Annotated in this window: 22 protein-coding genes; 7 read left to right on the forward strand and 15 right to left on the reverse strand. The window is 64.3% G+C overall.

Translation table 11 applies throughout. From position 1 onward, the window contains the following. Window positions 1-7: 7 nt before the first annotated feature. From ABMA32_RS04195 to ABMA32_RS04220, 6 genes are all read right to left on the reverse strand, one after another. A complete protein-coding gene (locus tag ABMA32_RS04195; protein ID WP_349012464.1) occupies window positions 8-700 on the reverse strand; it encodes a GntR family transcriptional regulator in 693 nt (230 codons plus the stop codon). An 84-nt stretch (window positions 701-784) separates the two neighbouring features. Next, window positions 785-1,657, reverse strand: coding sequence for an SMP-30/gluconolactonase/LRE family protein (locus ABMA32_RS04200; protein WP_349012465.1), 873 nt, complete (start codon window positions 1,655-1,657; stop codon window positions 785-787). Between the two features lie 28 nt (window positions 1,658-1,685). Further along, window positions 1,686-2,621, reverse strand: coding sequence for an ABC transporter permease (locus tag ABMA32_RS04205; protein ID WP_349012466.1), 936 nt, complete (start codon window positions 2,619-2,621; stop codon window positions 1,686-1,688). Then, a complete protein-coding gene (locus ABMA32_RS04210; protein WP_349012467.1) occupies window positions 2,618-4,105 on the reverse strand; it encodes a sugar ABC transporter ATP-binding protein in 1,488 nt (495 codons plus the stop codon). Before ABMA32_RS04210 ends, ABMA32_RS04205 begins: the two co-directional genes overlap by 4 nt. A gap of 15 nt (window positions 4,106-4,120) precedes the next feature. Next, entirely contained in the window at window positions 4,121-5,182 is a 1,062-nt protein-coding gene (locus ABMA32_RS04215; RefSeq protein ID WP_349012468.1) for an ABC transporter substrate-binding protein, read from the reverse strand. Window positions 5,183-5,261: 79 nt separating this feature from the next. Continuing rightward, window positions 5,262-6,236, reverse strand: coding sequence for an ABC transporter permease (locus ABMA32_RS04220; RefSeq protein WP_349012469.1), 975 nt, complete (start codon window positions 6,234-6,236; stop codon window positions 5,262-5,264). A gap of 181 nt (window positions 6,237-6,417) precedes the next feature. Between ABMA32_RS04220 and ABMA32_RS04225 the strand changes: the two genes are divergently transcribed. After that, window positions 6,418-7,296, forward strand: a complete 879-nt coding sequence (locus ABMA32_RS04225; protein ID WP_349012470.1) for a sugar phosphate isomerase/epimerase family protein — start codon at window positions 6,418-6,420, stop codon at window positions 7,294-7,296. Here ABMA32_RS04225 and ABMA32_RS04230 read toward each other — a convergent pair. The 4 genes from ABMA32_RS04230 to ABMA32_RS04245 are packed head-to-tail and all read right to left on the reverse strand — an operon-like array spanning window position 7,280 to window position 10,083. Further along, complete coding sequence (locus ABMA32_RS04230; protein ID WP_349012471.1) at window positions 7,280-7,720, reverse strand: GNAT family N-acetyltransferase; 441 nt, start codon at window positions 7,718-7,720, stop codon at window positions 7,280-7,282. The genes ABMA32_RS04225 and ABMA32_RS04230 overlap by 17 nt on opposite strands. Further along, window positions 7,720-8,484, reverse strand: coding sequence for an N-formylglutamate amidohydrolase (locus tag ABMA32_RS04235; RefSeq protein ID WP_349012472.1), 765 nt, complete (start codon window positions 8,482-8,484; stop codon window positions 7,720-7,722). The genes ABMA32_RS04230 and ABMA32_RS04235 overlap by 1 nt, the downstream gene beginning before the upstream one ends. A gap of 22 nt (window positions 8,485-8,506) precedes the next feature. After that, entirely contained in the window at window positions 8,507-9,151 is a 645-nt protein-coding gene (locus tag ABMA32_RS04240) for a cysteine hydrolase family protein (protein ID WP_349012473.1), read from the reverse strand. Next, entirely contained in the window at window positions 9,148-10,083 is a 936-nt protein-coding gene (locus ABMA32_RS04245; protein ID WP_349012474.1) for a MurR/RpiR family transcriptional regulator, read from the reverse strand. Before ABMA32_RS04245 ends, ABMA32_RS04240 begins: the two co-directional genes overlap by 4 nt. 231 nt (window positions 10,084-10,314) lie before the next feature. On the opposite strand from ABMA32_RS04245, the gene ABMA32_RS04250 reads away from it, so the two are divergent. From ABMA32_RS04250 to ABMA32_RS04265, 4 genes are read left to right on the forward strand one after another with little or no spacing between them, the layout of a single operon-like run. After that, the gene (locus ABMA32_RS04250) at window positions 10,315-12,177 is read left to right on the forward strand and encodes a branched-chain amino acid ABC transporter ATP-binding protein/permease (RefSeq protein WP_349012475.1); all 1,863 of its coding nucleotides are present in this window, start codon (window positions 10,315-10,317) and stop codon (window positions 12,175-12,177) included. Between the two features lie 52 nt (window positions 12,178-12,229). Next, window positions 12,230-13,402, forward strand: a complete 1,173-nt coding sequence (locus ABMA32_RS04255; RefSeq protein ID WP_349012476.1) for an ABC transporter substrate-binding protein — start codon at window positions 12,230-12,232, stop codon at window positions 13,400-13,402. Window positions 13,403-13,406: 4 nt separating this feature from the next. Continuing rightward, complete coding sequence (locus ABMA32_RS04260) at window positions 13,407-14,111, forward strand: ABC transporter ATP-binding protein (protein ID WP_349012477.1); 705 nt, start codon at window positions 13,407-13,409, stop codon at window positions 14,109-14,111. A gap of 6 nt (window positions 14,112-14,117) precedes the next feature. Beyond that, complete coding sequence (locus ABMA32_RS04265) at window positions 14,118-14,999, forward strand: branched-chain amino acid ABC transporter permease (RefSeq protein WP_349012478.1); 882 nt, start codon at window positions 14,118-14,120, stop codon at window positions 14,997-14,999. Window positions 15,000-15,044: 45 nt separating this feature from the next. Here ABMA32_RS04265 and ABMA32_RS04270 read toward each other — a convergent pair whose 3' ends face one another. The 3 genes from ABMA32_RS04270 to ABMA32_RS04280 are packed head-to-tail and all read right to left on the reverse strand — an operon-like array spanning window position 15,045 to window position 18,383. Further along, window positions 15,045-16,166 (reverse strand): amidohydrolase family protein, encoded by a 1,122-nt coding sequence (locus tag ABMA32_RS04270; protein WP_349012479.1) that lies wholly within the window; start codon window positions 16,164-16,166, stop codon window positions 15,045-15,047. A 7-nt stretch (window positions 16,167-16,173) separates the two neighbouring features. Then, window positions 16,174-17,484, reverse strand: a complete 1,311-nt coding sequence (locus tag ABMA32_RS04275; RefSeq protein WP_349012480.1) for a glutamine synthetase family protein — start codon at window positions 17,482-17,484, stop codon at window positions 16,174-16,176. Continuing rightward, complete coding sequence (locus ABMA32_RS04280; protein WP_349012481.1) at window positions 17,481-18,383, reverse strand: MurR/RpiR family transcriptional regulator; 903 nt, start codon at window positions 18,381-18,383, stop codon at window positions 17,481-17,483. The genes ABMA32_RS04275 and ABMA32_RS04280 overlap by 4 nt, the downstream gene beginning before the upstream one ends. A 276-nt stretch (window positions 18,384-18,659) precedes the next feature. On the opposite strand from ABMA32_RS04280, the gene ABMA32_RS04285 reads away from it, so the two are divergent. Then, window positions 18,660-20,720 (forward strand): oxidoreductase, encoded by a 2,061-nt coding sequence (locus tag ABMA32_RS04285; protein ID WP_349012482.1) that lies wholly within the window; start codon window positions 18,660-18,662, stop codon window positions 20,718-20,720. A gap of 18 nt (window positions 20,721-20,738) precedes the next feature. Here ABMA32_RS04285 and ABMA32_RS04290 read toward each other — a convergent pair whose 3' ends face one another. After that, on the reverse strand, window positions 20,739-22,253 hold the full coding sequence (locus tag ABMA32_RS04290; protein WP_349012483.1) for an HAL/PAL/TAL family ammonia-lyase: 1,515 nt from the start codon (window positions 22,251-22,253) through the stop codon (window positions 20,739-20,741). A gap of 281 nt (window positions 22,254-22,534) precedes the next feature. On the opposite strand from ABMA32_RS04290, the gene ABMA32_RS04295 reads away from it, so the two are divergent. Next, entirely contained in the window at window positions 22,535-23,578 is a 1,044-nt protein-coding gene (locus ABMA32_RS04295) for a proline racemase family protein (RefSeq protein WP_349012484.1), read from the forward strand. Between the two features lie 27 nt (window positions 23,579-23,605). On the opposite strand, the gene ABMA32_RS04300 is transcribed toward ABMA32_RS04295, so the two are convergent. Further along, complete coding sequence (locus tag ABMA32_RS04300) at window positions 23,606-25,393, reverse strand: hypothetical protein (RefSeq protein ID WP_349012485.1); 1,788 nt, start codon at window positions 25,391-25,393, stop codon at window positions 23,606-23,608. Window positions 25,394-25,407 lie beyond the last annotated feature (14 nt).

A 25,407-nucleotide genomic window follows, 5' to 3' on the forward strand; every position in this document is an offset into this window, starting at 1 on the left:
CGCGTTCTCAGGCGGGGACGGGACGCGGCGCGGGCTTGGCCCGCATTTCCTCCTGCCGGGTGATGAGTTCGTCGCTCCAGGCGATGTCGTCCTGCATGGCCGTCCTGGCGGCCTGCGGATCACCGGCCTTGAGCGCAGCGATGAACTGGAAATGGAGATGATTGTCGGCAGTCAGCCGGCGAACAGGCACCTGTTCATGGAAGGTTCGCAGGAACGGCCCCATCAACGTCCACATGTTTTCGCAAATCGCCTCAACATAGGGCATTTCGGCAAAGCGCAGGATCAGGAAATGGAAGTCGCGATTGGCCTGCGCGGCGTCTCGCGGATTGGAAGCGGCAGCCTTGATGAAGGTTGCATTCTGGGCCTCAAGTTCGTCGATCATGGCAGAGGTGGCGATCTGGCCAACGCGAAAGGCCGCCATGCCTTCGAGGTCCTTGCGGATGGAAACGATCTCGCGCAGGTCGCGGCTGGTCGGATCAGGCACGATCACCGACGTCGCCGCCTTGACCTCCAGCGCCTGTTCGCTGACCAGCCGGAAGATCGCCTCGCGCACCGGGGTTATCGACGTTCCGTATTGCTCGGCGACAGTGGAAATCGTCAGCCGCTCGCCGGGACGATACTCGCCGTCCATCAGGGAAAGACGCAGGCTGCGATAAATCTGCTCCGACAGGTTTTCCTTGACGACGGCTTTGGGCGGCATTCAGGTCATCCCCGCGAGTTGCACCATGATAGGCGAAGCGAACCGGCTCCGCCAAGGTCTGCCTGTGGAACGATAGCGCAGCAATCAGCCGCCATAGCGATATTCGGGCAATCCCTTCACGCCGAGCCCGTCGATCACGAACAGCGATCCCGCCAGCGGGCCCGTCTCGACCACGCCGGGCACCGGAGCGCGCAGCATCGTCGTGACATAGAGCCGGTCGAGGTTGGCGCCGCCGAACATGACCGACGCCACGCAGACCGTCGGGAAATCTATGACCTGGATTCGCTTGCCCGAAGGGTCGAAGCGGTGAATTTTGCTCTTGTAGACTCCGGCGCTCCAGACGCAGCCCTCGGCATCGACTGTCGCGCCATCGGGAAGGCCGTCCTCGGGGCCGAAATCGCAGAACTTGCGCTTGTTGGTCGCTGCACCCGTCTCGATGTCGTAGTCATAGGCCCAGATGGCGCGGGACCGGCTGTCGGCGAAATAGAAGATCTTCTGGTCAGGGCTCCAGCACGGACCATTGGAGACCGTAATGTTGTCGTCGATCTTCGTCACCTTGCGGTCAGTGCCCAGGCTGTAGATCAAACCGAGCGGCGCTTCTTCCGTTGTGTCCATGCTGCCAGCGACGAAGCGGCCCTTCTTGTCGACCTTGCCGTCGTTCATGCGCACGGTAGGGCCCTTGTGGGCGATTTCCTCGATGACCTGGGTCTTGCTGGTCTCGAAATCGAACAGATAGAAACCCTGCGCCAGCGACAGGACGGCTCCGCCGGACCTGCGCAGCGCCATGGAGCCGATGTGCTGCGGCACAGGCCAGCTTTCGACGCCCTTGCCGTTCTCGTCGGCGCGGAAGATGCGATCACCGAGGCTGTCGATCCAGTAGATCTTCTGTTCGGCCACGTCCCAGAGCGGTCCCTCGCCGAGGACGGTCTTGCAGTCGACGATTGCCTTGATTTCCATGACGCTTCCTTTCGATTTCGGTCCGGGTTCAAAGGCCCGGTTGACTGCGGCGATGCGCACTGACGGCGAGGATCAGCAGGGCACCCTTGATGATCATCTGGTAGTAGGTCGAGATGTTGAGCAGGTTCAACCCATTGCCGAGCAGTGCCAGGAACAGCACGCCGGTCACCGGCCCGGTCACGCCGCCGAGGCCACCGGAAAGCTGGGTGCCGCCAAGTGCGGTCGCTGCGATCGAATCGATGGCGAAGGATGTGCCCACCAGTGGGTCGCCGCTGGCGAGGCGGGCAGCGAGATTCAGGCCTGCGAGGCAGGCGAATAGGGAGGACATCAGGTAGGCGATCAGGATGATGCGGCCTGTGTTGACGCCGCCGAGCAGGGCACTCTCTTCCGATGCGCCGACGGCCATCAGGTGAAGGCCGAAACGGCTGCGCGAGATGACCGTGCCTGCGATCACCACGAGGACTGCCGCGCAGATCACCGGCAGGGGTAATCCGAAATAGACGGCGGAGGCGTAGTCCGTCATCCAGCCGGAAACCTGGCCGCCCGGAATGGGGCGGATAAAGAGCGCGATGCCTTGCACGGCCGTCATGGTCGACAGGGTCATGAGGATCGGGTGGACGCCAAGGCGCAGGATGCCGATCGCATTGATGAGGCCAACTGATAGCGCGGCGGCGATCGCAAGCGGCACGGCGAAGGGAATGTCGTGGCTGACGATGGCTGTCGTCATCGAAACGACCGAGCCGACCGAGAGATCGAGGCCGGCAGTCAGGATCACCATGACCTGGCCGACGGTCACGAGGATGAGACTGACCTGCTGATTCAGGATGTTTATGAGGTTCTGCGTGGACAGCGCATACGGCGAAGAAAAGCCGAGCACCGTGCCGAGCACGAGGATGAGCAGGATCACCGGAAGCGCGGACCGGCTGCGCTGGCGCGTCGCGGTAATGGCTTTTGCGGTCTTCATGCGCCGCCTCCATGAATGGCAGTCGCCATGATCTTCTCTTCCGTGGCGTCCTCGCCGGGAAACTCGGCAACGGTGGCTCCCTCGCGGACCACAATGATGCGGTCGCAGAGGCCGATCAGTTCAGGCAGTTCCCGCGACGTGACCAGCACCGGGACACCGCTGTCGGCAAGCTCGCGCAGCAAGGCGTAGATTTCGGACTTCGCGCCGATGTCGACGCCGCGCGTCGGTTCCTCGCAGATGAGCAGACGCACGCCTCGGACAAGCCAGCGCGCCAGCAGCACCTTCTGCTGGTTGCCGCCGGAAAGCTCACGGATCGACTGCTTGACGTCACGGAGCCGGATGCGCAGCCGCTTGACCTGCTCGGCGATGTCGGCGCGGGCAGTCGGCGCCACGCTTGCAAGGTTCTTTCCGGGCAGCAGTCCGGCCGAGATGTTGCCTTCGACGCTGAGCGAGAGGAAGAGGCCTTCCACCTTGCGGTCTTCCGGAATGAGGCCGATGCCGGCGCCGATGCCCTCCGAGGGACCGGAATGCGCCAGCGCCTTTCCGTCGAAAAGGATTTCGCCCGAAACGAGCGTGTGGCCTTCGAAGATCGCGCGCGTGATCTCGATCTGGCCTTGGCCCTCAAGGCCGGCAAGACCAACGATCTCGTTTCGCCGGAGCGTGAAGTTGACCGGTCCCTTCAAACCCTCGACGACGACGTCGCGCAGTTCCAGTGCCGGGCTGCCGGCGGATTCTTCCGTACGGCGGGGCGGATAGAGTTGGTCGAGCGAACGGCCGACCATGGTGGTCACCAGTTCCTCGGCGTTGGTGTCCTTCATCATGAAGTGGCCGGCGAACTGGCCGTCCTTGAGAACGGTCACCTCGTCGCAGAGCTCGAAGAGTTCGGGCAGTCGATGCGAGATGTAGAGGATGCCCTTGCCTTGGGACTGGAGCCTGCGGATCAGTTCGAAAAGTTTCTGCGCCTCGCGGTCGCCGAGCGCGGCGGTCGGTTCATCGAAGACGAAGACGCGCGCGTCGCGCATCACGCCCTTGGCGATCTCCACCATCTGCTGCTCGGCCACGCGCAGGCTGCCGGTCAGCACCGCGGGGTCGAGGTCCAGCCCGACGCCGTCGAGGATGCGCCGGCTTTCCGCATGCATGCGCTTGCGGTCGATCAGGCCGAGCGCCGACCGGGGTTCGCGGCCGAGAAACAGGTTCTCGGCCATGGAAAGGTTCGGAAGAAGGATGAACTCCTGGAAGATAGTCGAGACGCCAGCGGCGCGAGCCTGCTCGGAATTATGAAATTCCACGCTGTCGCCGCCGATGCTGATCGTGCCCGAGGTGGGCGGGAAAACACCTGAGATGATCTTCATCAAGGTGGATTTTCCCGCACCGTTCTCGCCAAGCACGGCATGGACACTCCCGGGCTTCAGGCCGAGCGAGACGCCTCGCAGCGCCTGCACTGGCCCGAAGGACTTGGTGATGTCGCGAACTTCCAGAAGCATCCGTACGCCTTGCTTCTACTTCTTGTACATTTCGAGAAGCTTGTCGTCCGGCAGAGTCGAGCCGACCCAGTAGGAGTCGTTCAGATCGGCGCGGTAGAACTGGTCGATCTGGTCCTTGGTGATCGGAGCCGGGTTGACGAGGTTGTCCTTGGCGATCGGCGCGCCCTTGAGCACGCGCAGCGCGGCGACGACGCCCTGCTGGCCAAACCATGTCGGGCTGATCGGCGCCACGCTCTGCAGGTCCTTTTCCTTCCAGATGCGCAGGAAGCCGTTGTTGGCCTCGCCGGTCATCGGGATCAGGGGAAGGCCATTCTCTTCGGCGACTTCGGCGCAGGCCTGCGTCATGGCGCCGCCCGACGACCAGATGCCCTGGACGTCAGGATGTGCGACGAGCAGGGATTCGCAGACCTGCTTGCCCTTATCGTAAGCCCAGTCGCCGAAGCCCTGATCAACGACCTTGATATCCGGATAGTCCTTGAAGACTTCCTCGACGCCGCGCCAGCGATCGTTGTCGATGGAGTTGCCGGAGATGCCGCGGATCGACAGGACGTTGCCCTTGCCGCCCAGCGCTTCGGCGAGATACTTCGCGCCGTCGCGGCCGAACTGCGCGTCGTCGGCGAGCAGCTTCACGGTGTAGTCCTTCGGCGTCGCGTTGGACGAGAAGATGATGACCGGGATGCCGGCTGCGTAAGCCTTCTCAAGCGCGCCGTTGAGGGCGACTTCCGAGCCCGGAGCGACGAGCAGCGCATCGACGCCGCGCGCCGTCAGGCTCTCGATGTCGGCAACCTGCTTGTTCACGTCGCCGCCGGCGTCCGCGATGATCACCTCGGAGATTTCCGGATGCAGCGAAGCCTCGTGCTTCAGTTCCTCGACCATCTGCACGCGCCAGGTGTTGACGACCGAGATGTTGGAGAAGCCGAGGACGAACTTGTCCTTGGTGGACGCCGGCTTGTCGACCATCGGAGAACCGGCGACAGGCGAGAGCGCGGAATTCAGCTCCGGAACCTGCGCCAGCGCCGGTGTGGCGGCAAGCGCGACCAGCATCGAGCCGGCCAATAGAAGATGTTTCAGTTTCATTGTCTTCCTCCTGTAATCGCGCACTTCCCGCACGCATTCCTTCCCCGCCCGGTGCGGAGAAATTTCTAAGCAAAGTTGCCTATCCCTCGCGCCAGCGCGCCAGCGCGGCCGCGCCGGCAATGATGATGCCCTGCACGATGAGCTGGGCCGGCTTGCCGACGCCCATGCCGGTCATGAGATTGGCGAGAAAGGTCAGCGCGAACGCGCCGGCGAGGACGCCGACCACACCGCCGGCACCGCCGCCGAACGTGGTGCCGCCGAGCACGACCGCGGCGACCGATGCCATCACGAGATCGGCGCCGAGATTGAGCGTGCCGGTGCCGATGTAGCCGGTCAGCACGATGCCCGCGAGACCGGCGAAGATGCCGCTCATGACATGCGCGACGACAAGTTCCTTGCGGACCGAGACGCCGGCCAGCCATGCGGCGGGATAGCTCGCGCCTGTGGCGTAGAGCGCGTGGCCGAATGTAGTCCGGCGCAACACAAACCACGTTGCGGCGGCGATGACGATAAGCAGGATGCCCGCGACCGGAATCGTTGCCATGCGGCCGATGGCGATTTCACGCACGAACGGATGCACCGAGCCGCCCGGCGCGCCGCCGCTGATGAGATAGCTGACCCCGACCAGGATCACCGACATGCCGAGCGTCACTACGACGGCCGACGCCCGCACAAAGGCGATGAGGCCGGCGTTGAAAAGCCCGACGAGGGCGCCGAACGCCAGCGGAAAGGCGAGGGACATCCACACAGGGCCGCCCGAAAACATCGGCAGCGCCAGCGTGACGTTCACGACCGCGATCACGCCAGCGGGAGACAGATCGATCGAGCGGCCGATCATCGGCAGACACTGCCCGAGCGCGACGAGCGCCAAAGGCACCGCCTGTCGCAACACGATGAGAAGGAAGGGGATGGTCAGCAGGCGAGGCTGCACCACCGCTGCCGTCGCGAAAAGCAGGAACAACGCCGGCCATGCGGGTATCGCGAACGCACCGCGGACAAGCGTGGAAACAAACGATCCACCGCTCCGACCTTGAGCCGCTTCGCCCACCGTCATTGATTGCTCCTACCCTAACAGACCTTCGCTGCGACCTGTTTCCTCACCGGCGAAAGTTCTCTCGGGAAAACTGCACTATATGTCCATCGCGGTCAAGTATCATACATGATGCATCTTGTGTCAGGTATGATATCCGGCTATTGGCCGGCCGAAACTCGCGACGGCCTGGGCCGGGAGGAGCATGGTACGGACTTCTATTCACGCCGGCGTCTGGTCGACGGATCCCGATCCGGAAAACGTGGCGCGCGTTCTGGCGGAAGTCGCCGCCGCCGGGTTTGAATGCCTTGCGCTGCCACTGCGCAACCTTCCGTCCTTGCAAACGGCCGCACTGTCGGCGCGTTTCAGGCAGGCCGGCATCGCGGCGTTGGCAACGACCGGCCTGCCTGCGGGCACCGACGTATCATCCGCCGATGCAGATCGGCGAAACAAGGGCGAGGAACATTTGCGGCGCGTCGTCGCAGCAGCGCGCGACATCGGCGTCGAGCAGGTCAACGGCGTTCTCTACGGCCCGCTCGGGCATGCCGGGCAACCCGTCGATGCCGATGCGCGTCGTCGCAGCGCCGAGGTCGTCGCGAGGGTCGCCGACGTGGCTGCTGCTGCCGGTGTCCGCCTGTGCGTCGAACTGGTGAATCGCTACGAAACTGCCATGTTGAATTCCGTCGAGCAGGGACGCGAGTATCTTGCGCTGGTCGACCATCCCAATGTGCGGCTGCATGTGGACACCTATCATATGGCGATCGAGGAACGCGATCCGGTCGGCGCGGTCAGCGCCGCGCTGCCTGTCCTCGGTTATTTCGAATTCGACCAAAGCCATCGCGGGAGGCTGGACGAGGGATCGCTGGACCTCCGGGCATTTGCCGAGCCGGTGCGGGCTTCCGGATACGACGGGCTTGTCGGCGTCGAGGCCTTCTCGCGCTCCGGTCTCGCACCTGACCACGCCAACGTGCTGTCGATCTGGCGCGACCAATTCGAGGACGGAACGGCACTTGCCCATCAGGCTATGAGTCTCATCCGCGAGATTTTCGGCACGTCCCAACCGGGCGCTATCTCTGGTATTTGACGAAGGGGGTCAACCTGGCGACGCGGTCATAGAGCGCGCGCGCCCTGGTGTTGAAATCCTGCGTCAACCAGTAGACCGAAGGTGAGCCACGCCTGTCAGCCTCGGCATAGACGGCTTCGATCAAGGCGTGGCCAACGCCTGCCCCGCGCACAGACGGATCGACGAACAGATCCTGCAGGTAGCAGACGTCTTCGACGCGCCAGTTGTGCGCATGAAAGATGAAGTGCACGAAGCCGACCAGTTTTCCGTTCTGCTCCGCGACCAGCGCATCCTGCTGCGACCGCTGCGGGTCGAGGAGGCGGGCAAACGTCGTCTCGGTCACGGTCTCGGGAACCGAACTTTCGTAAAAGGCGAGATAGGCGGACCAGAGCCGACGCCACTCAGGCTCATCCTTCGGTGCGACAGGGCGAATTGCAAACGACATCAGCCGGTACCGGCATTCAGAGGCGGCAGGGCATTCACCAGCCGGTCCGCCCATTCCTGTATCCCGTCTTCGTCGCTGACGAGATCCTGTCTGATCTCGATGAGTACGGCCGGAATGCCCCGGTCGTCGCCATGCACGGGGATGGCGTAGTCGCCGTCGCGGGCGATCACATAAGGCTCATTGGCTGCTGCATTGAGCGCAGGGTCCTTGCGCAGGCCCGAGAGGATCGCCTCTCCGAACTCCCGTGCTTCCGCGTAGAGAACACCTGCATGCCACGGCCTCTTCTCGCCGAGGAAGACCGGCGTGAAGCTGTGGATCGTGACGAGACGAGTCGGCCTGCCAGCTTTCGCGCGACGGTCGAGATGAGCCGCGACCTTCTCGTGGAACGGCGTGAACATGATCTTTGCGCGGCGCGCTTTTTCGTCCGCGTCGATGCCGATGTTGCCGGGGATGTCCGTTGCCTCCGACCGCACGGGGATGCTGCTTTCGGCGCCCAATGGACGGTTGACGTCGATCAGCAGGCGCGAATAGCCGCCCAGAAACGCGGGCGCGTCCAGGGCGCGGGAGACAAGACGCGTGACGCCTGCCGCACCGATGTCCCATGCAATGTGGCGCTGCAATTCACGCGCTTCCAGCCCGAGCCCGCGATACTCCGACGGAATATGGTTCGACGCATGCTCGCACAGAAGCACGATGTCCGAGGCCCCATTCTCGTTGAGCACCTCGACGGCCGGCGGCCAGTCGCCTTTCGCGTGTGACGTCATCGGTCGACTACCCGCCTTGTGTTCATGCGCGCTGACCTATCGTTTCGAAACGACCGACGATGGTATCGGTGTCCGTGACCCAGCAATAACCGCCGAAGGCGCGGAGCGCGGCGTCGTGGCGCTCCTGGCTGCGGGTGGCGCAGGCGTCCGCGACGCAGGTGACGAGATAGCCCCGGTCGGCGGCGTCGCGAACGGTCATGTCCACGCACTGATCGGTCAGCACGCCTACCACGACGAGATGGCGGATGCCGAGATTGCCGAGCACATAGTCGATGTTGGTGGAGTTGAAGACGCCGGACGACGTCTTGGGCAGCATGATCTCGTCGCCTACGGGTGCGAGCGCGGCCACCGGCAGTCCCTCCGGCAGGCTCGGCGGGATGTGGATCGGCGTCAGCTTGTGGTCGAGGGAACGATCGCGCCCGTCCTCGGTGAGGCTCTGGATGATCGTGTGCAGCACTTCGACGCCGTTCGCGCGGGCCGCTGCGAGCAACCGCATCTGGTTGGGGATCGTTTCCTGCGCGGTGCGGCGGTAGAAGTAGCTGGCCGGATCGCCCGGATGGGCTGGGTCCGCGCCGGGCTCGAGCCAGATGCGCTGCATGTCGACCAGAAGCAGCGCGGTCTGGCCGGCGGTGAAAGGTCCGTCGCGCCTCGGCAGCGATGCGTTCATGATTTCTGTCCCTGTCTGGCAAGTCCCTCGCGCGCCGGTTTCGAGGCAACCGCGGGAGCGCTGTCGAAATCTGGCGTCAGGCTGTCGAGGGTCACTGAGTTGGCGTGGCGGACTTCTTCCAGTCGCTCGATGCGCGCGGTCGCCTCGTCGCCAAGGGTCGAGACGATTCGCGCCACCAGCGCCTCCGCCTGCGCGAGGGCAGTCGCAAGCGTGTCGTAGGGTGACGCCACCTCGATCGGGCTGACGATCGTGGCCTCCGCCAGATCGGCGATGGGAGAGAGCCAAGGGTCGGTGAACAGCACGATTCTCACCCCTCGTGCCGACGCCTGACGCGCATAGGCGACGACGTCGAGCTGATAGCGCCGGTAGTCGAAGACGACCAGCACGTCCTTGCGGCCGAGGTCGGCCAGCGTATCGAAGGCCGGCGGCGACAGGATGCCGAGGTCGCGCACGCCGGATCGGAACTGGACGATGTGGCTCGCGAGCATGCCCGCCATGTGGCGGCTGAAGCGGCCTCCCAGAATGACGACCTCGCCCTTTGCCTCCATGATCAGCGTCGCGGCTCTGTCGTAGCTCTGCAGCGGCGTTGCGCTGACGGATTTCTCGATCGCCTCGCCGACAGAGTGGAGATAGGAGAGGATGGTGTTGTCCTGCGAACCGGAGCCGCGCTTGGTCTCCATCATCAGAAGCGGGGAATGAAGCCGCGCTTCCACCTCCGCCAGGAGCTTTTCCTGGAAGTCGGCGAAGCCTTCATAGCCGAGCTTCATGACGAGACGCACGACGGTCGGGTCGCTGACGCCGGCTCGCCGCGCAAGACTGGCGGCCGTGCCGAGGCCGGAGGTCGGATAGTCGGTCAGAAGCAGCCGGACGATCTTCTCTTCCGAAGGCGTCAGCGCAATATCCTGGCTGATCAGAACATCGCGTATTGCCATGGCCTCCCGCCACATCTCGACTTCGTTTTGTTTGTTGAAGTCATTACAGAGAATTGATTATCCGTCAATCATGAAGAGAGATTGACATAGCCCGCAGGCTGGTTTTAGCTTTGTCCAGAAGCAGCAGAGGCTGTGGGGAACAATGTTAAACGGGAGCGGCGTGATCGTCGCAAGGATCAGCGCTTTCCGGGCCGGTGGCATATCCAGCGCAATGCTGGGCCGGGCCGGCTGATGGCGTCCGCGCAGGGCGACAAGGCAACGGCGCGGCTTTTGCCCGCTGCATTTCGCATCGCGTCCGTAGATGCGCTCGTGATGATCGGCTGCCTCGTGTTTGTCGCGATGGCGGTTGCGTTTTTCGCTGGCGCGCCCATGCAGCGCGTCGTGACGCATGCCGCGATCATGCTGACTGCGGTGCTCGGCCTCCAGATATTCTCGGGCAATACGGGCATCGTCTCGTTCGGCCATTCCGGCTTTCTCGGCCTCGCCGCCTATGCGACGGGGATACTGACGATGCCCGCCGCCCTGCAACGCACCGCGCTGCCGGCACTCCCTCATTTCCTCGCCGGGAATGAACTGCCCTTCTTCGCCGCGCTTTGCGTGGTGCTCGTCTTCGCTGTGGTCGTCGGTCTCGTCACGTCCGCGCCGCTGCTGCGGCTGGGCGGGTCGAGCGCTGCGATCGCGACGCTGGCCATGCTCATCATCATCTACACGCTGCTGGTGGCTGGGCGCGAGATCACGCGCGGCAGCCAGCCCTTCTATGGCGTGCCGCGCGAAGTCGGCCTGTGGACGGCCATCGCCATCGCCTCCGGGGCGATCATTCTTGCGCGGCTGTTCCGCGAGACATCGTACGGGCTGGCGGCCCGCGCGGCAGCCGACGACGAACGCGGAGCCGCCTCGGTCGGCGTCGACCACCGCACGGCGCGCGTGGCATCTTGGGTACTCAGCGCGTTCGTGGCGATGGCGGCGGGTGCGATGATGGCGCAGTTCGTCGGCGCGTTCTCGCCGCGCGATTTCTATTTCGACCTCGGCTTCACCATGCTGGCCATGCTGATCGTCGGTGGCATGCGCTCCTCTCTGGGCGCGGTGGCCGGGGTGACGGTCATCGTTGTCATGATCGAGATCGTCCGCCGTTTCGAAGGCGGAGGGGAATTGCTGGGCATGCAGATGCCCATGCTGTTCGGCCTGACGAACGGTGTGCTGGCCGTCGCCATGATCCTCATCATCTGGCGCAGGCCGAACGGGCTGTTCGGCAAGTCTGAACTCAACCTGCTGCGGAAGAAGGAGAGCAGTCTTGCAGCGCTGGCGACGGACCTCGAACCCAGGTTGACGGCGACCACGAGTGAGATCTCCATCGCCCGGCTGACGCGCCGTTATGCCGGCGTGGTTGCCGTCGACAATGTGACCCTACGCTTTCACACCGACAGCATTACCGGCATCATCGGCCCGAATGGCGCAGGCAAGACCACGCTGCTCAACATGATGGCGGGCGATGTGACGCCGAGTTCGGGAACGGTCGCGTTGGATGCCGCGCCCATGCAGGCCTCCGCCTTCCATTTCGCACGGCACGGCATCGCGCGCACGTTCCAGAACATACGCATCTTTCCGCGCATGACCGTGCTCGAGAATGTCGTTGTTGCGGCGCGGCAGGTGGAGTCCGGGCTTGCGGCAGCGGAAAACGCGGCGAAGCGCGAACTCGCGCGCATGGGACTGGACAAGCATGCCGGCCAACTCGCGTCTAGCCTGCCTTATGGATTGCGCCGCAGGCTGGAGATCGCACGGGCGCTCTCACTGAAGCCGCGCTTCCTGCTGCTCGACGAGCCGGCGGCCGGCATGAATGCGGTCGAGACGGCGGAACTGGTTACCATCCTGTCTGCCGTGCGCGCCGAGCGCGGCATCGGCATCGTGCTGATCGAGCATGACATGCGGCTGGTGATGAACCTTTGCGAGCGGATCGTGGTCATCGACCACGGCCGCGTCATCGCCGACGGCGCGCCCGCCGACGTGCAGAAGAATCCAGATGTCGTGGCCGCCTATCTGGGCAGCCGCACCGCTCGCGCCCGGACGGAAAACCGGACCGAAAAACAGGACGCATGAACGAAAAAAAGCAAACCACGGAAGGGAAATCGAGATGAGAAGGAACACGAAGATGACAGGCATCAATCGACTACGGCAGACGGCGCTGGGCGCTGCCGCCTTCGGTCTTGCGGCAGGCGCTGCGTCGATGGCGTCGGCGGAAGAGATCAACGTTGGCGTGGCCACGGCGCAGACCGGATACCTCGCGCCGTATGACCAGCCCTCGCTCGCCGGCCTGCGCATGGCGATTGACGAGATCAACGCCAAGGGCGGTCTCGGCGGCAAGTACAAGGTCAACCTGATGATCAAGGATACGCGCACCGACACTGCGCAAACCGTCACGGTCGCGCAGGAACTGATCGATGCCGGAGCCAAGATCATGCTGACGCCCTGCGACGCCGATCCGACGATCTCGGTTGGCCAGTTGACCGGTCCGCTCGGCATTCCGACGATCACGCTCTGCGGCACGGCTCCCGTGCTGGTCGTGGCCGGTGGCGACACCGTGTTCGGCGCGTATCCCGGCGACAATATCGCGGCGACCGCCGTTGCCGACTTCGCCATCTCGGAAGGCAAGAAGACGGCCTATCTGCTCGTCTCGCCGGACTCCACCTACACGGCGAACCTGCCGGAATATTTCGGCAAGGTGTTCGAGGCCAAGGGCGGCAAGGTCGTCGGTCGCGGCTCCTTCACGATGGGCCAACCTGACTTCTCTGCCGAGATCACCAACATCAAGGGACTTGCCGAACAGCCGGATCTCATCATGACCGCTGCCTACGAGCCCGACTTCCCGGCCTTCGTGCAGCAACTCCGGGCCGCCGGTGTGACAATTCCGGTGTATGGTGCCGACGCGATCGGAACCCCGACCGTCAAGGCGCTAGGCAGCCTTGTGGACGGGACGGTCTACACCTCGGCAGGCTATGCTTCGCCGGGCAGCAAGCTGGAAGCCTTCAACGAGGCCTTCACCAAATATGCCGGCCACGCGCCGGAATCGACCTATGAGGCGAACGGCTACGAGATCGGCTACATTCTGGATGCCGCGGTGGCGGCTGCGGGCTCTGACGATCCCAAGGCAATCCGCGACGGCATTGCCGGCCTCAAGGACTTCGAGGGCGTCACCGGCAAGATCACGTATGCCGGGACGAACCGCATGCCGGTTCGTCCGGTCGTGCTGATGCGCTACGAAGGCGGCGAGCCCAAGTACATCGCCACGATCACGCCTGATCCGGCCGAAGTTCCCGAGCCGTGATCCCGTGCTGAAGGTCGAGGCCCTCAGGATACGGTACGGCGAAGTCGAGGCGGTCAGACGCGTCGACCTCGCCGTCGGCCGGGGCGAGATCGTCGCTCTGGTCGGCGCGAACGGCGCTGGCAAGAGCTCGACGCTCGGAGCCATCGCCGGCCTCATACCCGTGTCCGGTGGCAAGGTGACCTTCGATGGCCGCGACATGACCGGCGCGGCGGCCGAAACGATGTCGCGTTCCGGCATCGCGCTGGTCCCCGAGGGCCGTCGCATCTTCGCAAGCCTCACCGTCGCCGAGAACCTGCGTCTCGGCGGCGCCATGCATCTTAATGCATCGGAAGCGAAGGCGCGCGAGGAGGAGATGGTCGAACTCTTCCCGATCCTGAAGACATATTACCGCGTGAAAGGTGGCAACCTGTCCGGCGGCGAGCAGCAGATGCTGGCGATTGCCCGCGCGCTGATGTCCAAGCCGCGCATGATACTTCTCGACGAGCCGTCGCTCGGCCTCGCTCCGCAGATGATCGACACGGTGTTCGACCTGATCGCCAATCTGCAGGCCAGCGGCCTCACCGTGTTGCTGGTGGAACAGAACGTGGCGCTGGCGCTCGAAATCGCAGATCGCGCGACGGTGCTTGCCAATGGCGAGGCCGTGCTGGCGGGCACGGCAAAAGAGCTCGCGAGCTCCGAACTCGTCCGCCAAGCCTACCTCGGAGCCTGAAGTGACATGATCGCGCAGCAGATCATCAATGCGGTCAGCCTTGGCGGTGTCTATGCGCTGTTGGCGCTCGGCCTCGCGATCGTCTTCTCGATCATCGGTCTGATCAACTTCGCCCATGGCGAACTGATGACGATCTCGGGCTATTCGCTGCTGGCCGCGCTGCTGTTCGGCTTTCCCTTTCCTGTTGCGGTCGTGATCGCGATCGGCTGCGGCGCGATTGCTGCCGTCCTCATGGAGCGCATCGCGTTCCGGCCGATGCGCGGGGCGGACGTGACCAGTCTGTTGCTGACGAGTTTCGCCGTATCCAGCCTGCTGAAAGTCCTGTTCCAGAACGGCGTCTCGGCGCGCGGCCAGGCAGTGACGATGCCGCAGTGGATGACAGGGGCGTTCTCGTTCGGCGATTTCACCGTCGGCGTCGGGCCGACGATCTCGATCGTTGTGTCGCTGCTTGCTCTGGTGGCGCTGGAGATATTCCTGCGGCGCACCAACACCGGCACCGCGATGCGCGCCGCCGCAGAAGACTTCGATGTCGTGCGGCTGATGGGCATATCGGCCGGGCGCATCATCGCAACCGCCTTCCTCCTGTCAGGCATACTGGCAGGACTGGCCGCCATGCTGTGGGTGGCGCAGCGTGCTTCGGTCGATCCCCTGATGGGATTCACGCCAGTGCTGAAGGCGTTCATCGCCGCCGTCGTCGGCGGGCTTGGCAGCCTGCCCGGCGCAGTGGCGGGCGGCTTCCTGCTTGGCATCATCGAGGTTTTGCTGCAGGCGACGCTGCCGGCGGCCTACGCGCCATACCGCGACGCGATCGTGCTGTCGGGCGTTATCGCGGTGCTGCTGGTCCGCCCGCAGGGGCTGATCCCGGCCATCCGCGTGCAGCGGAGCTGAGCGTCGGCTTTCACGGGCGCTCCTAATTTCAGGGCATCGCGCTTGTCAGAGACGATAAATGCGCTCGGTGTTGCCGTGCGTGATCATCGCGACGATGCGGTCGGCGTCCTTCAGCGTACAGTCGCCCGCCGCGATCCAGTCAGAGAGCACCGCGCCAAGCGTGCGCTGGAACTGGATGCGGCCGAGATAAAACAGCTCCGCAAGACCGAAGGCGTCCGAGCTGTAGAGGTGCTTGAAGAACGGCCCCATGCCCATCGCCTGCTCCATTATCTTGCGCGCTTCGGGACCGGTGAAGTTAAGCGTGAAGCCGATGTCGTAGTAGACGTTGGAGAAGACCTCGGCCATCCAGGTGCTTTCCTGGATGAACGGATAGCAATGCAGCAGCGCCAGCGGCACGTCTTTTGCCTCGGCCTGCAGCACGAAGGGGATGAAGACCGTCGGATCGCATTTCGGCATGTTGACGTCGCGGTCACCGACGCCGACGTGAAGCTGGAGCGGGAACCTGCGCTGCTGGCAGATATCGAGCGCCACATAAAGCGCGTGGCGGATCAGCGTCGCGTCTTCCAAACGCCTCCAGCCTGACGCGGCATTCGACTTCAGCCACGCATCGCCGGCCGCCGCTGCCTCGGCGCGCGTCGGAGCGCTCTGGTCGATGTCGAAGGTGGTACGGTAAGCGACGATGCTCTTCAGCGCGATAGCATCGGCGGAACGCTCTTCCAGCAAAGCCTCGAATGCGGACAGCAGTTGCTCGCCCGAACCGGCGGTCCGCGCGGCGGTCTCCATCACCGCCTCGATGCGAACCACCTCGCGCGCATAGGCGCCGGAGTAGTCGGCCATCTGCGGCACATCCAGAATGTCGTCCGCACGGTGGCCGGTATCGATCAGGACGCCTGTGAGGCCACTTGCCCGCAGAAGTCGGCGCGAGGCTTCCTCGCCGCCGAGCTCGGTGCGTCGCGCCATATAGTCTTCCGGCGATGCATGCGGCTCGAGGCCCAGCACCGGTGCACAGTAGCGGCGCAGGACCATGCCGACCGGCTTGTCGAAATTTGTGCAGCCTGGCACAGGACGATGCCCTTCCGAGATGATCGCTTCCAACTGTGCGCGCGACAGCGTGCCGGGCATGACGCCATGGCAATGGTGGTCGATCAGGCGTTCGAATTCGAGCATGGGAACCTCAGTATGCGGTCAGGTAGCGCGCGAAAGTCTGCCCCGCGCCAATTTCGGAAGCCTGGTTGATCTCCCAGCGCTTGAGCGCGACATAGGTGTCGAGCAGATCCTTCGAGAACCAGCCGCGCGCGACGTCGTCCGAAAGAAGAGCCTCCAGAGATTCACCGAGCGAGGTGGGAAGAGCCTTGACGCCTGCCGCTTCGCGTTCGGCATCCGCCATTTCGGCTGGATCGACGGTGATGCCGGGTGGGCAGGCAAGCTTGCGCCGGATGCCTTCCAGGCCAGCGCGCACGATGACGGCAAGCGCCAGATAGGGCGAGGCGATGCCGTCGCATGGGCGGTATTCTATGTTGTGACCCTTCCGGCGGGATTCTTCGGCGCCCAGGCCCGGAGTGATCCTGAGCGACGCCTCGCGGTTCTGCAGACCGATGGCGCGGAAACCCGCACTCCAGTGATGCGGGCCGAGACGGAAGTACGACACCGGCGCGGGTGCGGTGAAGGCAAGCAACGCCTCGATATGCGCCAGCACGCCGGCACAGAAATGCGCCGCGACGGGGCTGAGGTTCATCGGCCCGTTGGCGTCGTAGGTCTGGTTTTCGCCGGATGCGTTGACGAGGCTGAGATGGATGTGCGCGCCATTGCCCACGGCATCCGCCGCCGGCTTCGGCGTGAACGAGGCGGACAACCCATGGCGTCTCGCGATCTCCCGGATGGTCTCGCGCGCGATCAGACAGGCATCCGCCGCGCGCACGCCGGTCTCCGGTGCGCAGGCGACTTCATACTGGCCGACACCGTATTCGGGTTCGATCGTGTAGGTGGTGACGCCCGTGGCCGTCAGCGCCGCCTCCAGGTCGGTGAGGAAGCGGTTCTGCTGGCGGGCAGCAGTCATTGAGAACGGGGTTGCCGGCCGGAAGTCGGGTCCGGTCAGCAGGAACTCATGCTCGAAGCTGGCGAAGATGGTGACGCCGGCCTCAGCCTTAAGGTCGTCGAGGGCGGCGCGCAGGAAGCTGCGTCCGCAGCAATCCCACGGTGTTTGCTCGTCCACCTTGCTGTCGCAGATGACGGCATGGAGGTCCGGTTCGTCGCCGCTTCCGGGAATTGTGAATTTGGCTGCCGGGTCCGGCACCTGGCGCACCTCGTCCATCGGACCCCAGGGGTTGTCGACGATGTCGGTGAAGGCCGTCAGCGCCTGTCCGGCGCGCGCCCATCCGAGGCCATTCGCCATCCGTTTCTGCAGGTCGCGTGTCGGGACACCGCGCGTGCGGGTGACGCCAACCAGATCATGCCACAGAAGATAGGTTATCCCGTCTGCGCTCACTGTTCCGTTGCTCCGTTTGCTGCGCGCTGGCTCGACGCGTTCCACTCGAAGCCAACATTGTCCGATTCGAATTGGGAAAGTCGCTGCGCCGCCGCCTCGCCGAAGCGACGGTACAGTTCGCCGATCAGCACGTCCACGATGGCCATGGCGGGCACCAGCGTGTCGAACGGCGAGACGTTGCGGACATCGGCGACGAGAACGGCGTCCGACCAGTCCGCGATCGGCGACATCCACTGGTCGGTGACAAGCACCAACTTGGCCCGCCTTTGCTTGGCCGCGCGCGCGAACTCGACCGTGCCGCGCTGGTAGCGGCGGAAGTCGAAGACCGTCAGCACATGGCCGCGCCCGACATCGACCAACCGGCTCGATCGTCCGATGCTGGTGAAGGCGGCCAGTTCGCAGCCGGGGCGAATGAGGTTGGCGTGTGCGAAGAGCTGCTCGGCAAGCGACTGGCTGAACCTCCCGCCCGTGAAAATCTGGCGGCGCTGCGTGTCGGCGAGGAGGTCGATGGCGCGCTCCAGTTCGCCGACATCGAGCCGGTCCAGCGTGCCGCCGACCGCTTGCGTCAGGCTGCCGCGGAACCGATGGAGCTGTCCGGCGGTGCTCGAGGCGGAGCCCTGCCGGCTCATCTGGGCAAGCGCGGATTCGCGCTTGTGCGCCAGTTCGGCGACGGCGAGGTCGCGGAAATCGCTGAACCGCTCGAAGCCGATCTTGTCGAGACAGCGCAATACGGTAGGAGAACTGACGCCGGCCATGTCGGCAAGGGTCGACAACGTCGCCACCTGTTCCGGCGAAGAGATCGAGAGGAACAGGCGGACGATGCGCCGCTCGCCCGGGCTCATGCCCGGCAGCGCCGCTCTCATGCGCTCGGCAAGGGTTCTTGAGTCCCTCGACGCCATTCCAGTTCCTTCAATATCTGTCCTTTCTGAAACTTCGCACAACACGGGTGATCTGTCCAGTTGAGCAAGCGTCGAGACCGCCGAGAAGACAAGATTTCTTTCATGATGTGGGATGCCTTCTGCTTAACGGTGCCGGGCTTGGCGAAAAGCAGGAGGTGATTTTACCGCGGCGAGGAATTGCGTTTGTGCCGGATATCGTTAATCCTGAAACTTCTTTCGAGACGCGCTGGCCTGCTGCGGCAGCGGACGTATCGACACACCCAATGGGGGCATGACATGCGCGATCCTCGCTACGATATCCTGTTCGAGCCGGTCAGGATCGGTCCTGTCACTGCCCGCAACCGCTTCTACCAGGTGCCGCACTGCTCGGGCATGGGCCATCGCTATCCGCAGACCGACGCGACGATGCGCGGCGTCAAGGCGCAGGGCGGCTGGGCGGTGATCTGCACTCAGGAAACGGAGATCCACCCTACATCGGACATTTCGCCGTCCAATCAGGCGCGCAACTGGGACGACAGCGACATTCCGCGATTGGCGAGCGTGGCCGACGCCGTGCACGAGCACGGGGCGCTTGCGGCGATGGAACTCGTGCACAACGGGCTGCATGCGCCGAACCGCTACAGCCGAATGCCGCCGCTTGCGCCCTCCCATGCCGTGCTCGACAGCGACGACCCTCAGCAGGCGCGCGCCATGGACAAGGCTGATATCGCGGAGATGCGCCGCTGGTATCGCGAGGCTGCCCTGCGCGCACGCAAGGCCGAATACGACATCGTCTATGTCTATGCCGGACACGACATGTCCCTGCTTCAGCATTTCATGTCGAAACGACATAACCACCGGACCGACGAATATGGCGGCAGCTTCGACAACAGGCTGCGCCTTTTTCGCGAGGTAATCGCGGACACGCGCGATGCTGTAGGGGACCGCTGCGCGCTCGCGGTGCGGCTGATGGTGGACGAACTGCTCGGTTCCGAGGGCATCGGATCGCAATCCGAGGGGCGCGATATCGTCGCGGCGCTGGCGGAGGAACCGGACCTCTGGGACGTGAACGTGTCGGACTGGTCGAACGACAGCCAGACCTCGCGCTTTTCCGAAGAGGGATACCAGGAGCCCTATATCGGCTTCGTCAAGTCGCTCACCAGCAAGCCGGTCGTCGGCGTCGGCCGCTACACCTCGCCGGACAGCATGGCGCGCGTGGTGCGGTCGGGGATCATGGACCTGGTCGGCGCGGCCCGTCCGTCGATCGCCGACCCGTTCCTGCCGAAGAAGATCGAGGAGGGCAGGATCGACGACATTCGCGAATGCATCGGCTGCAACATCTGCGTGTCGGGTGACAACACATGCGTACCCATGCGCTGCACGCAGAACCCGACGGTTGGCGAGGAATGGCGGCGCGGCTGGCACCCGGAGATCATCCCACCGGCATCGCAGGCGGAACCGGTGCTTGTGGTAGGCGGCGGGCCGGCAGGGCTGGAAGCAGCCCGCGCGCTGACGCAGCGCGGAGTGCCGGTCGTCGTCGCCGAGGCCAGCCAGGAGTGGGGCGGTCGCGTCGGCCGCGAAGCGCGGTTGCCGGGCCTGGCCGCCTGGGGTCGCGTGCGCGACTGGCGCATGGGACAGTTGCAGAAATCGTCCAACGTCGAGATGTATCTGGCAAGCACGCTGACGGCCGACGACATTCTTCAATATGGCATCCCGCATATCGCGCTGGCGACCGGCGCGACATGGCGACGCGATGGAGTGGGACGCGCCCATCGCCTGCCGCTGGACTTCATGGCGGCGGGGGCTATCGCTACACCTGATGAATTGATGAAAACCGGAAGCGCGGCCATCTCGGCTGGCGGCCCTGTCGTCATATTCGACGACGATCGCTACTATCTGGCGAGCGTGCTGGCCGAGCTCGTTGCGCGGGCCGGTCACGAGACGATCTATGTGACGCCGGCGCCAGTTGTTGCGGCGTGGACGACAAACACGCTCGAACAGTCGCGCATCCAGCTTCGCCTGATGGAGCTCGGCGTTGCCATTATGCCGCTGAAGAAGCTCGGCGGCAGGACAAGCGACACGCTGACGCTCCACTGCGTGTATTCCGGCCTGCCGTCAGAGATTTCCTGCTCGACGCTGGTGCCGGTGACCGGGCGACTGCCGGTGGACGATTTATGGCACGCGCTGCAGTCACGAACGGCGGACTGGCCGGATGCCGGAGTGCGCAGCGTGACGCGGCTTGGCGACTGCCTTGCGCCAGGCACGATCGCGGCGGCAACCTATGCTGGCCATCTCTATGCGCGCGAATTCGATGCGGGAGACGACGGGACCAGTCCGCTGGCGCGGCGCGAGGACTGACGGTGTTTTTACCTGGGATCAACCGAGGCGCGTTGCGGGCGCTTCGGACCCGGCGATCATCTTCGCAAGGGCCTCCATGTCTGGGCCAAGCGCACGGTCGTCGTCGAGCGGCTGTACGTGCGTGCGGACCATCCTAAAGGCGTTGCCCATGACGGGACCGAGGCTATGGGCCACATTCCTCAACTCGATGGCCGTGCAGGCGGCCATCAGTTCGATAGCGACGAGGTAACGCAGGCGCTGCACGATCTCTGCCGTTTTTGCCACGACGCGCGGGGCCATGGAGGACTGATCCTCGCTCCAGTCGGAGATCGGCATGGGACTCAACGAGATCGGGTTCGCCAGGTGCCTGATCTCGGCCTCCAGCGCCGACAGGGTTTTTTGCAGCTGGGCGTAGGCGATGTAGTTCTGGCCCCGGGCGGAAAGGAAACGTGGCAGGCCCGAGAAGGTCGGCGACATCTGCTTCACGGAGCGGTTGACGATGGCAACCGCGCAATGGGCGAGCGCCTGTCCGAGCTGTTCCCAGGTCAGTGCAAAGGCGGTCATATCGAAGTTGCCATTCGCGACCGCCCGCCCCTCGCCAGAAAGGATGACGGGGTTGTCGCCCGAATGGGCGAGTTCGATCGATGTGGCCGCCTCGGCCTGCGCATAGGCGTGCAGAAGCGCGCCCCAGACCTGTGGCGCACAGCGAAAGCTGAGCGGATCCTGCAGCCGCCGTGCTGCGCCCTCCTGCCAGAGCGAACTACCTTCGAGTGCCAGCCGCAACCGCGCGGCCGCCTCGCGCTGTCCGAAGGCCGGACGCGCCGCCATGCCGCTGTCATCGAGCGCGCTGAGGGACGAGCGGAAACCCTCGTAGCTCAGCCCAATGGCAGTGAACGACCAGTCGATGAACCGGGCGATGTCTTCGAGGACAAGGCATGCGGCTCCGGTCGACAGGCTGTTGGCAACCACCAGTGCGTGGCCGTCCTTTTCCCTGATGTCCAGCGGGTCCAGGCCGGCTCGCTTCAGGGCTTCCATCGCTGGCAAAATTTCGCCGCGGTACTCGACGTCTCCGTTCCCCATCAGCGAGCGCGCCATATGCGCAAGCGGCGCGAGGTCGGCGGCGCCGACGCTGCCCCATGCCGGGACGAGCGGATGGATACCGGCGTTGAGCGCGGTGACCAGCCCCGATATCACGCCGACCGACATGCCGGTGCCTCCCGCAGCCGCACCGGAAATGCGCGCCGCAATCATGGCGCGAACCTGCTCGGTTGGTAGAAGAGGGCCGACGCCGACGCTGTGGCTTGGGGCCACGCGACGCTGAAATGCGATCATGTCGTCGCCACCCAGAGGCGTGTCCACGCTGGCGCCCAGGCTGGTGTTCAGTCCATAGACCGGACGGCTGCCGGATGTCATCGCCTCCAGCGCGGAGCGGCTGTCGCTGATGCGCCGCAACGCATGGTCTCCGAGCACCAGCCGTGCGTTTCGGCGCGCGACCGCGACGACCCCGGCCGGCGTCACCGGCGCGTCGTCAAGAACGATTTGTCCGTCCGGCATGGGGCCTCTCTCCGGGTCGCATCAACTGGTGGTCTCAGGTTCAGAAGGTGTGTCATTTGCATTCATGCGAGCGCCACGCGTCAAGTGCGGCGAGTTGACCGGAAGGTCTGAGCCCATCGCTTCGTCAAACGGTCTGATTGCGTCATGGGTGATGCAGGCAGCATGTTGCTGCGCCCTGCCGGATGCTGCATCATTCAGGCGGTGCATGGCGCGTCGCTTCCCTCATCGACCCGCACGCCCCCGACGAGATTGCATGTGTAGAAGGGTGAAGGCTGAGGCATATGGTCAAGCTGGTTTCCGGCGCTCCCGTCCGGTTCGAGGACACGATAGAGACGGTTGACATGCACACCGGCGGCGAACCGGTTCGCATCGTCGCATCCGGCTATCCGCAAATTCCCGGCGCCACCATTCTGGAGAAGCGCCGCCACGCCCGCGAGCATCTCGACCATCTGAGGCGCATGCTGATGTTCGAGCCGCGCGGTCACTACGACATGTATGGCGTGCTGCCCGTCGAACCCGACCTGCCGGGCGCGGACATGGCGGTGCTCTTTATTCACAACGAAGGCTACTCGACGATGTGCGGGCACGCGACCATCGCGCTGGGCCGCTATGCGGTCGACACGGGAATCGTCGCTCCGGTGGCTCCGGTGACGCGCATGGCGCTGCAATGTCCCTGCGGGCTGGTGACGGTCAGTATCACGGTGGAGGAAACGCCGGCGGGATTCGTGACCGGCGCGGTGTCTTTTGAGAGCGTGCCGTCCTTCGCCTTTGCTCTCGACCTGGAAGGTGAGCTGCCGGGACTTGGACGTTTCCGATACGACATCGGCTACGGCGGGGCCTTCTACGCGCTGGTCGACGCCGGCGCGATCGGGCTCGACCTGGCGGACACGCCGCTCGATATTCTTGTCGATGCCGCCGACCGCATCACGAAACAGGTCTCGGCGACCGTGCCGCTGGAGCATCCCGACGATCCGGACCTCGCCTTTCTCTACGGCACGATCCTGACCGACGGCGGCGATGGGGCCGAACGGCCAAGCCGCAATGTCTGCGTTTTCGCCGAGCGGGAGGTCGACCGTAGCCCCACCGGAAGCGGCGTTTCGGCACGGATCGCCGTGCAATGCGCGCGCGGACTTGCGGTTGGAACGGACCGCACGTTCCAGAGTCTGACAGACGCCGTGTTCACCGCGAAGGCGACGCGGCGCGATCACGTCGGACGCTTCGACGCGGTGCGCGTCGAAGTCGGCGGCCGGGCCTATTATTCGGGTCGGTCGAGTTTCACGGCGGAAGCCGACGATCCGCTCGGCGGCGGCTTCCTGCTACGCTGATTCTCGCGTCGGAATGGCCTGACAAGCTTACTGGCTGCGGACCCCGTCTGTAGCCATTCCTGCCTTGTGCAGACCGTCTAGAAACAATTCCTGGTCCTTCGGCTGGATCAGCCGCATAGCGACTTCGCGACGGATGTCCTTCAGCATTCCCGGCACATGGGTTTCTATCCAGGAACGCGAACTTTCGATATCGTCGTGCTTTCCAAGCTGCCCTGCAACAGCGGCGGCAACGAAATGGTAGATCGGATTTCCCGTTGCGGGAGCGACTTTCAACCAATCCTCCGCAGCCTGATATTTGCCCTGGAGATAGGCGCACACTGCAAGTGTGACCTCGAAATATCCCGGGGGCGCAGAACTGCTGTTGCGGGCCTCAAGCATCATGGCACAGCCTTCGGTCCAGCTTCCCGACATGGCCAACCGGATGCCATACTCCCCAACGAACTCCATGTCGTTGGGATTTGTCTCATAGCCCATCTGGCCGACACGCAGCGCTTCGTCCACTCGACCTGAGAGGTAGAGAGCGATCAGCATGGCCTCAAGCCCGCGGACGTTGGCGGGGTCTGACTCCCTAGCGCGTTCTGCCGCCGCAACAGCCTCCGCAAGCGCCTTCGGATCGTTCGTGCCGAGACGGTATTTGAACCGGACTTCATCGGAATAGGTCAGCGAGAGCATCGCCCACGCGGTCGCATACTCGGGAAATTCTTGCGTCGCCCGGATCAGGCACTGCTGGATCGCTTCGTGTCCTTCCGGTTTCAGTTCCACTCGGTAGGTGTAGTAGGCCAGCGTACACTCGTACGCTTGCCAGTCTGCTGGTGGCATCCGCCGGGGGGTGTCCGAATCGGCGCGGAAGATGACCCCATAAGGCTGGGCGAGGGCCAATGAGACATCGCGGGCCAGCGATTCCTGCAGCTCGACGAGCTGCCTGACGTCCAGCTTCTCGTCGTAGATGTTGCTCCAGATGATCCGATCGTCGCCGATCTCCACCAGTCGCGCGACGAGTCGCAGCCTGTCCGGCGAGGTCCGTACACTGCCCTCAAGGCGGAAGCGCGCTGCGTCGTTGCCCGAGGCGATGGAACCGAGGGGTTCGCCCGCCCGCGACGGAGCCATAACGGTGATCTCGCGAAACCGCGCGAGCTGGCCGATGAGCTCCTCGGTCAGGCCTCTCGCCACGACAGCGGAACTCGGAGTTCCAGTGAGATCCTCAAACTGCTCAACCTGCAGTTTTGGCGCTGGCAGGGCGCCAATGGTAACGGGTTTCGCCGTTGGGGAGGACGAATCGCTGGTCGAGATCGGTACGAAATAACCTACGAGAACGGCAACGGCCAAAATTGCTGCGGCGCACAAGCTCGGGTAAGCGAGAAAGATTCTTCCGAGATGTCCGCGATCGGCAACAGGGCGGTCCTCGGATTTCGCGGTTTCAAGAGTTTCGGCATCGGCCATGGCCTCGAAGAGCGGGACATAGCCCCCTTTCGGAACTGTGATGCGAATCGGGTCTTTCACTCCTGCGGTAAGATAATATTTCTCGAGCGCCTGCCGGATACGGCCAGCTTCGATGCGGACGATCGGATCGTTCTGCGCATCGAAGGTCGCATCCCTGCCGAAGACTTCAGTCGCGATGCTATAGGCCTTGATTCGGTCCGAGCGCCCGGCAAGCGTCTGTTCGACGATGTAGGAAAGGAAGCTGCGCGCCCGTTCAGGCACGTGGAACTCGGCGCTGGACCGAATGCGCTCCAATTGCGCGCGAACCGCCGCCTCGTCCAACTTTCCGTCAGCGATGCTGGCAGCCGGATTCACGTCCATCCCGGTGTAACCCATGCCGTCCCCTCGCA

The sequence above is a fragment of the Mesorhizobium quangtriensis genome (assembly GCF_040081925.1).
GTDB classification, from domain to species: domain Bacteria; phylum Pseudomonadota; class Alphaproteobacteria; order Rhizobiales; family Rhizobiaceae; genus Mesorhizobium_K; species Mesorhizobium_K quangtriensis.